Consider the following 13,030-nt stretch of genomic DNA (forward strand, 5'->3'; position numbering starts at 1 on the left):
GTCAATCACTGCAGTTGCAGCGGGGCGCCGGGCGGCGTCATGCCGGGCTCGTCAGGATGGCGGCCAAGCTGGCGCTCGGATGGGCTGCGGCGGCGCAGCTTGTCCATCAGCACATAGACCACCGGCGTGGTCAGCAGCGTCAGCACCTGGCTGGCGATCAGCCCGCCGATGATGGCGATGCCCAGGGGGCGGCGCAGTTCTGCCCCTTCGCCGAAACCGATGGCCAGCGGCAGCGCACCCAGGATAGCCGCCAGCGTGGTCATGAGGATGGGGCGAAAGCGCAGCAGGCAGGCTTCGCGCACGGCTTCCAGCGCGGACAGCCCACGTGAGCGCTCAGCCTCCAGTGCGAAGTCGATGATCAGGATGGCGTTCTTTTTGACGATGCCGATCAGCAGGAACACCCCGATCAGCGCGATGATGGAAAAGTCCAGCTTGAACATCAGCAGGGCCAGCACCGCGCCCACACCGGCCGAGGGCAGGGTAGAGAGCACCGTGATCGGGTGCACCAGGCTTTCATAGAGGATGCCCAGCACGATGTAGATCACCACCAGTGCCGCCAGGATCAGCAGCGGCTGCTGCTTTTGCGAGTCTTGCGCGCTGCGCGCCGTGCCTGCAAAACTGCCGCGCACGTTGTTGGGCAGGCGGATATCGGCCTCGGCCTGGTGAACCGCCGCCTCGCCGTCGCTGAGGGTCGCGCCCTCGGCGAGGTTGTACGAGATCGTGGTGGACAGCTCGCCGTCCTCGTGGCTGACCGAGGCGGCCGTCGGGTTCTCGCTGAAGCTGGCGATGGCCGACAGCGGCACCATCGTGGTGGCCGTGGTGCTCAGGACCTGGCCCGTGGAGCCGTCGCGCAGCGAGGGATTGGCGGAGCTGGAGCTTGTAGATGAGCTCGATGAACTCGACGTTGCTGTCTGCGTGGTGGTGCTGGCGATCGATGTGGCGCCCGTACCGGTGCTTGTTGCAGCGGTGGTTGTCGTGCTGGTGGCGGCGGCCGTGCCGCCCCCGCCCGCATTCCTGGCCGGCACATAGATGTCTTTGAGCGCCTCGGGGCTGCGCGTGTAGCGCGGCGCCACCTCCATGATCACATGATACTGATTCAATTCAGCATAGATGGTGGCCACCTGCCGCTGGCCGAAGCCGTTGTAGAGCGCGTTGTCGACGTCGCGCGAGCTGATGCCCATGCGCGCCGCGCTTTCCTTGTCGACGGTGACCATGGTCTCCACGCCGTTTTCCTGCTGGTCGGTGTCCACATCGATCAGGTCGCCCTGCAGCTTCATCTGCTCGGTCAGACGTGTGGCCCACACTCGCAGGTCGGCGGCATTGTCGCTTTTCAGGGTGTACTGGTAAGTCGAGTTGCTCTGGCGTCCGCCCCCGCGCAGGTCTTGCACGGTGTTGAGGAAGAGGCTCACCCCCGTCACTTGCGCCAGCTGCGGCCGCAGCCGCGTGATCACCGCCTGGCCTGAGACGTCGCGCTGGCCCACCGGTTTGAGGTTGATGAACATGAAGCCGCCGCCTGCGCGCGAGCCGCCGGTAAAGCCCACCACGGTGTCGACCGCCGGGTCGGCGCGGATGATGTCGACCAGCTGCTTGAGTTTGGCCTGCAGCGCCTGGAAGGAAATGCTGCGGTCGGCCCGCAGCCCGCCATTGATCTGGCCGGTGTCCTGCTGCGGGAAGAAGCCTTTGGGCGCCTTGACGTAGAGGTAGACATTCAGGCCCACCACCGCCGCCAGGATCAGCATCACCAGCAGCTTGCTGTGCAGCGCCCAGTCCAGGCTGGTTTCATAGCTGCGGTGTACGCGGTTGAAGGCGCTTTCAAACCATCGCGCCACGCCCGAGAAGCGGCCCGTTTTTTTCTGGTGAGCATCGGGCTTGAGCAGCCAGGCGCACATCATGGGCGTAGTGGTCAGCGAAATCACCAGCGAAATCAGCACCGCTGCCGACAGCGTGACGGCAAACTCGCGGAACAGCCGACCGATCTGCCCGCCCATGAAGAGCAGCGGGATGAACACCGCCACCAGCGACAGGCTGATGGACAGCACGGTAAAACCGACTTCGCGCGCACCCAGCAGCGCCGCCTTGAAGCGGTCCATGCCGGCCTCGATGTGGCGGCTGGTGTTTTCCAGCACGACGATGGCGTCGTCCACCACAAAACCGGTGGCCACCGTCAGCGCCATCAGGCTCAGGTTGTTGAGCGAAAAGCCCAGCAAATACATCACGCCGAAGGTGCCCAGCAGCGACACCACGGTGGCCACCGCCGGGATGATGGTGGCGCGCGCGCTGCGCAAAAAGGCGCTGACCACCAGCACCACCAGCACGATGGAAATCAGCAGCGTGACTTCAATCTCATGCAGGGACGCGCGAATGGAGTTGGTGCTGTCCGACGCGACCTGCAGGTTCACGTCTTGCGGCAGCGCCGCCTGCAGCTCGGGCAGCAGGTTGCGCACGCCGTCCACGGTGGCGATCACGTTGGCGTCGGGCTGGCGCGTGACCAGCACGATCACGGCGGGCTCACCGTTAAAAAGGCCCAGCGTGTTGATGTTCTCCACACCGTCGACCACTTCGGCCACGTCCGACAGGCGTATGGCCGCATTGTTGCGCCAGGCCACCACCAGGTTGCGGTAGTCGACGGCCTTCAGCCCGCCGGTAGTGGTGTTGGAGCCCGAGTAGATCTGGAAGCGCTGTCCGTTGCCTTCAATCGCACCCTTGGGCCGGTTGGCGTTGGACGCCTGCAATGCGGCCCGCACGTCTTCCATGCTGACGCCGTAGCGGTTCAGCGCAAAGGGCAATAACTCAACCCGCACGGCAGGCAGCGAGCCGCCGCCGAGCTCCACATCGCCCACGCCCGGCACCTGGGCGATTTTTTGCTGCACAAGGTTGGACACCTCGTCATAAATTTGTCCCGGCGAACGCGTCTTGGACGTGAGCGCCAGGATGATGACGGGTGCCGAAGCCGGGTTGGCCTTGCGGTAAGTCGGGTTGCTGCGCAAGGTGGCCGGCAGGTCGGCACGTGAAGCATTGATGGCGGCCTGCACTTCCCGCGCGGCCGCGTCGATCTTGCGATTGAGGTCAAACTGCAGGCTCACGCGGGTCGAGCCGTTGCTGCTGTTGGACGTCATCTCGTTGACGCCCGCGATCACGCCGAGGCGCCGCTCCAGCGGCGTGGCCACGCTGCTGGCCATGGTGGAAGGGCTGGCGCCTGGCAGCGAGGCGCTGACGGAGATGACCGGGAAGTCGACTTGCGGTAATGGGGAAACCGGCAGGACGAAGAAGGCACCTATGCCCGCCAGGGCCAGGCCGATGGTCAGCAGGACGGTGGCTACTGGGCGGCGGACGAACGGCTCTGACAGGTTCATGGCCTTGCTCCTCCGAATCCGCTCGGGCTGAGGTATCGAAGCCTTGACCCTGCCGTTCGGGCTGAGCTTGTCGAAGCCTCTGGTTGTTCTGTCGATGCGTTTTTTGTTGAGGATGGCTGGCCGGGGGTTGCCCGGCGGCAACTCACTTTTCTTTGCTTCGCCAAAGAAAAGTAAGCAAAAGAAAGGCGACCCTGGCTCCTGCGTCCCCTACGCTTCGCTACGGGGCAACCTGCGGTGCTCGGCCCAGCCGGGGTCAAAAACAACTCGCTTCGCTCAAACAAGTTTTTGCCCTGATCCGTCTGGTCCTGCGCTCCTCGGCGCATCCACAAGGGGTAATCGGGAGCGGGAACGCGGACAAATACCAACAAGGACTCGCCGTAGCGAGTCCTTGTTTCTTCCTGTATTCGGGGTTCTGCCTTCGGCTGTTGGGATTTGGAGTTCTGGGTTTTTGGCTGTTCGGTATGGGTATTCCTCTCCCCACCCCTTCTGGCTGCGCCGAGGAGCGCAGGGCCAGACGGATCAGGGATCGCGATTGTCTGAGCGAAGTGCAACGTAGCGAGTTCGAGCGAGACCCCGTCTGGACCGAGCACCGCAGGTTGCCCGCAGCGAAGCGGAGGGACGCAGCCAGTAGGGTCGCCTTTTCTTTGCTTACTTTCTTTTGGCGAAGCAAAAGAAAGTGAGTTGCCGCCGGCAAACCCGGCCCCGGAACCAAGCACACCAGAGAAGAAAGAAAGAGAAGCCGGCCTCACAAAGAAACCTCCTCAACTTTCCTCTTACCCCGAAACCTCTCCCCCAACCGATCAAACGCCAAATAGATCACCGGCGTCGTAAACAGCGTGAGCACCTGGCTCACAATCAGCCCGCCAAAAATCGACAACCCCAGCGGCCTGCGCAACTCCGCGCCTTCACCCCAACCCAGCATCAGGGGCACAGCTGCAAACAGCGCCGCCAGCGTGGTCATCAGGATCGGCCGGAAGCGCAGCAGCGCTGCCTGGTGGATGGCGTCTTGCGGCGACTTGCCCTGGTTGCGTTCGGCGTCGATCGCAAAGTCGATCATCATGATGGCGTTCTTCTTCACAATGCCGATCAGCAAAATGATGCCGATGATGCCGATCACCCCGAGGTCGGAGCCGCTGATCATCAGCGCCAACAGTGCGCCAACGCCCGCCGAGGGCAGGGTCGAAAGAATCGTCAGCGGGTGGATATAACTTTCATACAGCACGCCCAGCACGATGTAGACGCAGATCACCGCCGCCAGGATCAGCCACAACTGGTTGGAGAGCGATGCCTGGTAAGCCCCGGCCGCGCCGAGGAAGGTCATGGTCACGCTGGCCGGCATGGCGATGTCTTTGGCAGCCTGTTTGATCTCGTCGACCGCCTTGCCGAGAGAGACGCCGGGCGCGGTGTCAAAGCCCAGGGTGGTAGCAGGGTACTGGGCCACGCGGGTGATCTGCAGGGGCGCGGGCTGCTCGGCGATGGTGGCGATCGCCGACAGCGGTGTGGGCGTGCCCGAGCTGGTCTTGAGCTGCAGGCTGCCGAGCGAGGCGGGCGTGCGCAGCTGGTCGGGCATGGCTTCCAGAATCACGCGGTACTGGTTGGTCTCGGTGAAGATGGTGGAGACGATGCGCTGGCCGAAAGCGCTGTAGAGCGCATCGTCAATCGACGAGGTGGTGACGCCCAGGCGCGAGGCGGTGTCGCGGTCGACCGTGATGTAGGCCCCGGCGCCGCTGGAGCCTGCATCGGACGCCACATTGCGCAGGGTTTTGAGTTCCTGCATGCGCCTGGCGAGTTTGGTGGCCCATTCCACCACCGTGGCGTTGTTGGAGCCCTCGAGCGAGACGCGGAACTGCGTGGGGCCGGTTTCGGCGTCAATCGTCAAATCCTGCGTGGGCTGCAGGTAGAGCGTCACGCCGGCCACGGCGGCCGCGCGGCGCTGCAGGCGGTCCATGGTTTCCTGCTGGCTGGTGGTTCGCTCTTTTTTCAGGTTGATCAGCATGCGGCCGGTGTGCAGCATGGTGTTGTTGGCTGCATCGACGCCGATGAAGGAGCTCAGCGTTTCAACGTCGGGGTCTTCCAGGATCGCCTTGGCCGCGGCCTGCTGCAGATCGGCCATGCGGGCGTATGACACCGACTGCGCCGTTTCCACGCGTGCCTGCAACTGGCCGGTGTCTTGTGTCGGGAAGAGGCCTTTGGGAATCAGCACATACAGCAGCACGGTGAGCACCAGCGTACCCAGCGCCACCAGCAGCGTCGCGCCCTGGCGCTTGAGCACCCAGGTGAGCCAGATGTCGTAACGCGCAATCACGCCGTCAAAGAAGCGCTGCATCCTGGCACCGGCCTTGGCCAGCCGGCCGTCGCCCGTGGTTTCAGGCACGTGCTTGAGCCACCGGGCCGACATCATCGGCACCAGCGTGAGCGAGACAACCGCCGAAATCAAAATCGTGATGGCCAGCGTGATGGCAAATTCGCGGAAGAGCCGGCCCACCACGTCGCCCATAAAGAGCAGCGGGATCAACACCGCAATCAGCGACACCGTCAGCGAAATGATGGTGAAGCCGATCTGCGTCGCGCCCTTGAGGGCCGCGGCCATCGGGTCTTCGCCTTCCTCGATGTAGCGCGAGATGTTCTCGATCATGACGATGGCGTCGTCGACCACAAAGCCGGTGGCAATCGTCAGCGCCATCAGGCTCAGGTTGTTCAGGCTGTAGCCGAGCAGATACATGGCGCCGCAGGTGCCGATCAGTGAAATCGGCACGGCCAGGCTGGCGATCACGGTGGCGCGCAGGCTGTGCAGGAAGGCAAAGATCACCAGCACCACCAGCAGCACGGCCAGAAGCAGCTCGATCTCTACATGCATGACAGAGGCGCGTATGCCGGTTGTGCGGTCGCTCAGCACATCGACCTTGATCGAGGTGGGCAGGCCGGCCTGCAGCTCGGGCAGGCGCTCCTTGATGGCGTCGACCGTGGCGATCACGTTGGCGCCCGGTTGGCGCTGCACGTTGAGGATGATGGCCGGTTTCAGTCCGGACCATGCGCCCAGCTTGACGTTTTCTGCGCCGTCCACCACCTGCGCCACATCCGACACCCGCACGGCGGCGCCGTTGCGGAAAGCGATGATGAGATTCTTGTAGTCGGTCGCGGCCACGAGCTGGTCGTTGGAGTTGATGGTGTAGGAGCGCGTGGGGCCGTCAATGCTGCCCTTGGCGGCGTTGGCGTTGGCGGCAGAGATGGCGGTGCGCAATGAATCCAGCCCCAGCCCGTAAGAGGCCAGCGCACGCGTATCAGCCTGAATGCGCACGGCAGGGCGCTGCCCGCCGCTGAGCGACACCAGGCCCACGCCGTTGACCTGGCTGATCTTCAGCGCCAGCCGGGTGTTGACGATGTTTTGCACCTCCGTCAGCGGCATGGTGTCGGAGGTGATGGCCAGCGTCAGCACCGGTGCATCGGCCGGGTTGACCTTGGCATAGACGGGCGGGGCGGGCAGGTCGGCCGGCAACAGCGAGCCGCCGGCGTTGATGGCGGCCTGCACCTGCTGCTCGGCCACGTCGAGCGCAAGGCCCAGGCCGAATTGCAGCGTGACGATGGAGACACCGGCCGCGCTGGTGGAGCTCATGCGCGAGAGCCCGGCCATCTGGCCGAACTGGCGCTCCAGCGGCGCTGTCACGGTTTGCGCCATGACCTCGGGGCTGGCGCCGGGGTAGAGCGTCTGCACCTGGATGGTCGGGTAGTCGACTTGCGGCAGGGCCGAGAGCGGCAGGAACTTGAAGCCCACCAGGCCGGCCAGCACGATGGCCACCATCAGCAGCGAAGTCGCTACCGGGCGCAGGATAAAGGGACGTGAGGGGCTCATTCGCAGGAGTCCCGGATCATTGCGCCGGCCGTTCGCCCTGGCGGCGGTTGTCCTTCATGCCTTGCCAGCGGGCCAGTGCGGCCGGGTCGCCCTTGTCGATCTGCTCCAGAAAGCGTTTGCGGCGTTCCAGCGCGGCCGGGTCGTCTTTGACCTGGTCCAGCATGCGCTGGCGTTGTTCGGCCGTGGGGCCGGCAATCGAAGGCGGGGCGGCGTTGGGTTGCAGCGCTGCGGCTGCGGGCGCCGATGACGCCGGCGATGGAACTGCAACCGGCGCCGTAATTGGTACTGAGCCTGCTGCATCGGATGCCGCACGGTTGCGCGCTCCCGGCGCGCCGCTGCCCGGTGCGCTGGCCCCGCGGCGCCTGCCGCCTGCCCCCGCTCCGGCGCCGGGGGCGTCGCCGGGCAGCACCACGCTGGCACCGTCCTTGAGGCGGTCGGCGCCTTCGGTGATGACGCGCTCGCCGGCTTTCAGCCCGGAGGCGATCACGATTTTTTCAGCTGTGGCCTGGCCGCGCTTTACCGGCCGCAGCGAGACGGTGCGGTCGGCGTTGAGCACATACACATAGTCACCACTGCCGCCCAGGCGCAGCGCCGTCACGGGCACGACGACGGCGTCTTCAATCGTTGTGACCTGCAACTGCACGTTCACGAACTGGCTGGGGAAGAGGTTGAGCTTGCTGTTGGCAAAGCGCGCCTTGGCGCGCACGGTGCCGGTGGTGGTGTCGACCTGGTTGTCGAGCGAGGCGAACACGCCGGTGTCCAGCGGGGTGGTGCGGGTGCGGTCCAGCGCGACGACCTTCATGGGTGTGCTGCCGCTGGCGTTTTGCTGCAGCTCGCCGGCGCGGTCTTGCGGGACGGAGAACACCACGTCAATCGGGCTGACCTGCGTGATCAGGGCCACGCCGTTGGCGTCGCCGCTGCTCACCACGTTGCCGACGTCGACCGTGCGCAGGCCGACACGCCCGCTGATGGGGGCCACCACGCGGGTGTAGCCCAGGTTCAGGCGTGCCGTGCCTTCATTGGCCTTGTCGATCACGACCGTGGCTTCGAGCTGCTTGACCAGTGCGGCCTGGGTGTCGACCTCCTGGCGCGCAATCGAGTCTTGCTCCAGCAGGGTCTTGAAGCGTTGCAGCGTGACGCGGGCGCTTTCAAGTTGCGCTTCATCCCGCTGGCGCTGGCCGCTGGCCTGCATCAAGGCCATCTCAAACTGGCGCGGGTCGATGGTGGCCAGCAGTTCGCCGGCCTTGACCATCTGGCCTTCCTTGAAGAGCACTTTTTCCAGCACGCCCGAGACCTGCGGCCGCACCCGGACGGTGGCCTGCGGCGTGACGGTGCCCAGGGCTTCGAGGACGATGGGGATGCTGCTTTTCTCGGCGGTGGCCACGCCCACCGTGGTGGACGGAGCGCCGCGCCGGAAGGCGCCGCCGGGGCCTGCGGCTGCGCCGGGCTCGGCGGGAGGCCGCGTCAGGTGCCAGGCCAGCCAGCCGGTGCCGGCCAGCGCCAGCACGGCAATCACGCTGCCGATGATGGACGCACGGCGGCTCAGGCGTTTGCGGGGAGGGGTCACGGCGCCGTCTTGCGGCGTTTCTGCTTTCGGGTCCATCAGCTGTCCTTGGTGCCCGCCGCTTCAACCGGTTTTACCCAGGCCGGCGCGGCATTTTTTTGTGTTTGATGGTCGGAACCGGCAGGTTCCAGCCACTGCCGGATCAAGGCTTTGGGGGCTTTGTACGGTCAGCGCTGAATAATTATCACTGCAACACTGCGGGTGCAGATATACGCCCGGAAAGAAGCTCGTAAACGTCCTGTAAAGGAGAGGCCGGACTACAGGCCGGCGGGCAATTCCGGCGTTGCCGTCAGCCTGCGAGGCGGATTGCTATCGTTTTGATAGCTAATAGCCAAGGTGGTTATTGGGCTGGAGGCCGATTTTTCTTAAGGCCGGGCTTGTTCAGCCCAGCAGCGCCGCGACCTCGGCATGCCGCGGGATGCCGTCGATCGCGCCGTGCTTCGTGACCGACAGCGCTGCCGCAGCGTTGGCCCATTGCATGGCCGCGGCCAATGTTTCACCGCGTGCCAGTGCCGCGGCCAGCGCGCCGGTGAAGGTGTCGCCCGCGCCTATGGTGTCGCGCACGGGCATGGTCCGGCCCGCCAGCGTGACCGGCGCCTGGCCCTGTTGATAGAGCCGGCAGCCTGCTGCGCCCAGTGTGACCAGCACGGCGCGCGCGCCGCGCCCGAGCAATTGCCGGGCGGCCTCGGCAGGTGAGCCGTCATGCCCGGGGCCGGCCAGCAAATAGAGTTCGCTTTCGTTGGGCGTGAGCACGTCTACCAACGCGAGCAGCTCGTCCGCCAGTGGGTGCGCGGGCGCCGGGTTCAGCAGGGTGACGGCGCCGCCTGCCCGCGCCAGGCGAAAAGCCTCCAGGGTGGCTTCAGCCGGCACTTCGCACGATGCCATCACGACGCGACAACCCGCGAGCAGCTGCGCCGCGTCCTGCGCATGGCGCACGCCCAGGCCGGTGCCCGCGCCGGGGTAGACGGCAATGCTGTTGTCGCCGTCTTCATAAACCAGGATTTGCGCGATGCCGCTGCGCTCGCCCGCCACCTGCTCGACATGGCGGGTATCAATACCCTCGTTGTGCCACAGCGTCATGCCCATCCGGCCAAAGTCGTCGTCGCCGATGCGGGCGATCAGCGCCACATGCGCTCCCTGGCGCGCGGCCGCCACGGCGGCATTGCTGCCTTTGCCGCCGGGGCTGATGCTGAAGCTATTGGCCATCAGGGTCTCGCCACGCGCAATCGGCCGCGCCACCTGCGAAATCAGGTCGGCGTTCCAGCTGGCAACGCAAACGACATCGGTATTCACTTCGTCATTCATATCAATCTATGGAGAAAAGCGTCGGCCTGAGCTGAGGGCGTGAGTGACCAAGCAGGCGCCACGGAACCGGCTTTGCCGGGCCGTAGGCGCACGGGGGGAGCTACTTGTACCCCATGGTCTGGGGCAACCAAAGAACGATTTGCGGGAAAAAAGTCATCGCCAGCAGCAAGAGCAGCAGCATCGCCAGGAAAGGCCAGCCTTCTTTCATCATCTCGCCGATCGGAATACCGGTGAGCGCCTTGGTCACAAAGAGCAGCATGCCGAAAGGCGGGTGGATCAGGCCGATCATCATGTTGAGCACCACCAGCACGCCGAAGTGCACCAGGTCCACGCCCAGCAGCTTGGCCGCGGGCAGCAGCATGGGCACAAACACCAGCAGCAGCACCGACACGTCAAGGAAGCAGCCCAGCACCAGGAACATGACATTCACCATCAGCAGGAAGCCGATCTGCGAAAGGTGCATGCCGTCGACCCAGGCGGCCATGGCTTGCGGCACGCCCTCGGCAGTGAAGGCGTAATTGAGCATGAAAGAGCCGGCCAGGATCATGGTGATCACCGCGCTGCCGCGGGTCGACTCCATCACCACGCCCCAGAAGCTGCGCCACGTGAGCGCGCGAAACACCACGGCGGCCAGGATCAGCGCATGCAGCGCCGCCACGGCGGCGGCTTCGGTCGGCGTGAAGACACCCGAGTAAATACCGCCCAACAGCACGATGGGCATGGACAGCGGCAAGGCACCGCGAAAAATCAGCCCCGCCCACTCCGAGCGCGGCACGGGTTCGTCGCGCGGCATGTTGCGTTTTTTTGCGATGATCGCGACCACGCCCATCATCAGGCCGGCCATCAAAAAGCCCGGCACCACACCGCCCAGAAAGAGTGCGCCCACCGAAGCGCCAGACACCAGCGCGTAAATCACCATCGGGATCGACGGCGGAATGATGGGCCCCAGCGTGGCGCTGGCCACCACCACGGCGCCGGCAAAGCCGCGCGTGTATTCGGGCTTCTTCAGCATCTGGCGGATGGTGACGAGGCCTGGGCCGGCCGCGTCGGCAATCGCGCTGCCGCTCATGCCCGAGAAAATCACGCTGACCAGAATGTCCACCTGCGCAAGCCCGCCGCGAAAGCGGCCCACCAGGATGCGGCAGAAGTCGAAAATACGCTCGCTCACCGTGCCCGCATTCATGATGTTGGCGGCAAACACAAAAAGCGGCACCGCCAGCAGCACGTAGCTGTTGTAAAGGCCGTTGCCGATCTGTTCGGCCACCAGGCCAATGTCTTGCCCCTTGACCGCCAGGTAGCCGATGCCGGCAGCAATCATCGAAAAGCCGATGGGCATGCGCAGCAGCATGCCGCCCGCCAGCACCCCCACCAATATCCAGAGACCGCTTGTCATATCCGCAACTCCGCTTCAAGACCCTTGCCACGGATCGCGTTCCAGATCGCCCAGGCCGAGCGCACCGCCAAAGCGGCGAGCAGCAGCACAAAAGGCATGAAGACCCACTGGAAGGACACGCCCAGAACGGGTGTTCCCTCGCGGGCCATGAAGTGCACGTAGTCCCAGCAGCCCGGAATGCCCCAGGCCGCCAGGCCGCCGACCAGCAGGTTGCCGATGATGGCCATGGCCTGCCGGCCGCGATAGGGCATGCTGTTCCACACCAGGTCAAACACCACATGCTCACGCTCGGGCACCACCACGGCAGCCGCCCACAGGATGACCCACACGTAGAGGATCACGGCGGCTTCATCCGTCCAGGCCAGGGGCTTGCCGAAGAGAAACCGCGCCGTGATCTGGATCACGAACACGATGAACAGGGTCAGGAAGAGTCCGCCGCCAATCAGGTTGGCGGCTTTTTGAGGCCAGCTTTTCATGGGAGTTGTTGTGGTGCCTGGTGCTTGCCGCCGGACTTACTTCGTCGCGTTGATGCGCTCGAGCAGGCCTTTGGGCCAGACCTTGGCGTAGTCGGAGTTCAGGTAAGTCGTCTGCACGGTCTTGCGGAAAGCGTCCACGTCCGGTGTGGTGACCTGCAGGCCTTCTTTCTTGAAAAAGTCCACCAGCTGGCCTTCTTCCTTGATGCGGTTTTCATTGTTGTAGACGGCTGCGGCCTGTGCTGCGGCAGTGACCTTGGTCTTTTGCGCCGCGTTCATGCCGTTCCAGGCCTTGTTGGAAATCGCGATGAAGATGCCGTCCACCAGGTGGCTGGTCATGACGATCTGCTTGGTCACTTCGTAGAACTTGGCCGCACGCACGGAGGGCAGGGGGTTGTCCTGGCCGTCGATGGTGCCGGTCTTCAGGCCCAGGTAGACCTCGCCGAAGGCCAGCGGCGTGGGGGTGGCGCCCAGGGCTTCACCCAGAAACAGCCATTCCTTGGAGCCCGGCATGCGCAGCTTCACGCCTTTGAGGTCGGCCGGCACCTTGACGTTGCGGGCTTCGCGCAGGTTGACCTGGCGCGTGCCGAGGTAGACGGTGGACAGCGGTGTGACTTCCATCTTTTCCGCGACATGCTTGAACATCTCGGTGCCGATGGGGCCGGAGAACACCTTTTGCTGGTGGTCCGGGTCGCGCACGATGTAGCCGGCAGTGAAGATGGAGAACTCGGGCACCAGCTTGGCGATGTCGAAGGCCGAGATGGACGAGAGCTCCAGGTTGCCGCGCGCCATGGCGGCCGGCTCCGTGCCTTGCTTGAAAAGCGACGCATTCAGGTTGATCTGCACGTCGAATTCGCCAGGCGCGCTTTTTTCGAGGTTCTCCTTGAAGACCGTCCACATCTTGGCGTGCCAGTCGTCCGGCACGGCGGGCGTCGACACGCGCAGCACCATCTTGTTCTGGGCCTGGGCGGCGGGCAGCAGGGCGCCCATCAACACGGTGGCGGAAGCCGCGGCCAAAAGGGTGCGGCGAAGGGTGGATGAGAGGGAAGTCTTCATGGTTGTCTCCTTTTTTAGGTCAATCGTTGGGGCTCA

Annotated in this window: 7 protein-coding genes; all 7 read right to left on the bottom strand. The window is 64.7% G+C overall.

Going from position 1 to position 13,030, the window contains the following annotated elements:
* Positions 1–5 precede the first annotated feature (5 nt).
* A complete protein-coding gene (locus DT070_RS15305) occupies positions 6–3,353 on the bottom strand; it encodes an efflux RND transporter permease subunit (RefSeq protein WP_122956179.1) in 3,348 nt (1,115 codons plus the stop codon).
* Between the two features lie 745 nt (positions 3,354–4,098).
* Complete coding sequence (locus DT070_RS15315; protein WP_122956180.1) at positions 4,099–7,203, bottom strand: efflux RND transporter permease subunit; 3,105 nt, start codon at positions 7,201–7,203, stop codon at positions 4,099–4,101.
* A gap of 16 nt (positions 7,204–7,219) precedes the next feature.
* On the bottom strand, positions 7,220–8,806 hold the full coding sequence (locus DT070_RS15320; RefSeq protein WP_122956181.1) for an efflux RND transporter periplasmic adaptor subunit: 1,587 nt from the start codon (positions 8,804–8,806) through the stop codon (positions 7,220–7,222).
* Between the two features lie 342 nt (positions 8,807–9,148).
* Entirely contained in the window at positions 9,149–10,072 is a 924-nt protein-coding gene (locus DT070_RS15325; RefSeq protein ID WP_122956182.1) for a ribokinase, read from the bottom strand.
* A 100-nt stretch (positions 10,073–10,172) separates the two neighbouring features.
* Positions 10,173–11,465: a TRAP transporter large permease gene (locus DT070_RS15330; RefSeq protein ID WP_122956183.1), complete on the bottom strand. Its 1,293-nt coding sequence runs from the start codon at positions 11,463–11,465 to the stop codon at positions 10,173–10,175.
* Positions 11,462–11,941, bottom strand: coding sequence for a TRAP transporter small permease (locus DT070_RS15335; RefSeq protein WP_122956184.1), 480 nt, complete (start codon positions 11,939–11,941; stop codon positions 11,462–11,464). The genes DT070_RS15330 and DT070_RS15335 overlap by 4 nt, the downstream gene beginning before the upstream one ends.
* Positions 11,942–11,977: 36 nt before the next feature.
* Positions 11,978–12,994: a sialic acid TRAP transporter substrate-binding protein SiaP gene (locus DT070_RS15340; protein ID WP_122956185.1), complete on the bottom strand. Its 1,017-nt coding sequence runs from the start codon at positions 12,992–12,994 to the stop codon at positions 11,978–11,980.
* Between the last annotated feature and the right edge of the window lie 36 nt (positions 12,995–13,030).

It is taken from the genome of Polaromonas sp. SP1 (genome assembly GCF_003711205.1).
Lineage (GTDB): Bacteria > Pseudomonadota > Gammaproteobacteria > Burkholderiales > Burkholderiaceae_C > Polaromonas.

Coding starts and splice junctions, on each gene's coding strand:
- DT070_RS15305 (WP_122956179.1), bottom strand. CDS start 3,353: ATGAACCTGTCAGAGCCGTTCGTCCGCCGCCCAGTAGCCACCGTCCTG.
- DT070_RS15315 (WP_122956180.1), bottom strand. CDS start 7,203: ATGAGCCCCTCACGTCCCTTTATCCTGCGCCCGGTAGCGACTTCGCTG.
- DT070_RS15320 (WP_122956181.1), bottom strand. CDS start 8,806: ATGGACCCGAAAGCAGAAACGCCGCAAGACGGCGCCGTGACCCCTCCC.
- DT070_RS15325 (WP_122956182.1), bottom strand. CDS start 10,072: ATGAATGACGAAGTGAATACCGATGTCGTTTGCGTTGCCAGCTGGAAC.
- DT070_RS15330 (WP_122956183.1), bottom strand. CDS start 11,465: ATGACAAGCGGTCTCTGGATATTGGTGGGGGTGCTGGCGGGCGGCATG.
- DT070_RS15335 (WP_122956184.1), bottom strand. CDS start 11,941: ATGAAAAGCTGGCCTCAAAAAGCCGCCAACCTGATTGGCGGCGGACTC.
- DT070_RS15340 (WP_122956185.1), bottom strand. CDS start 12,994: ATGAAGACTTCCCTCTCATCCACCCTTCGCCGCACCCTTTTGGCCGCG.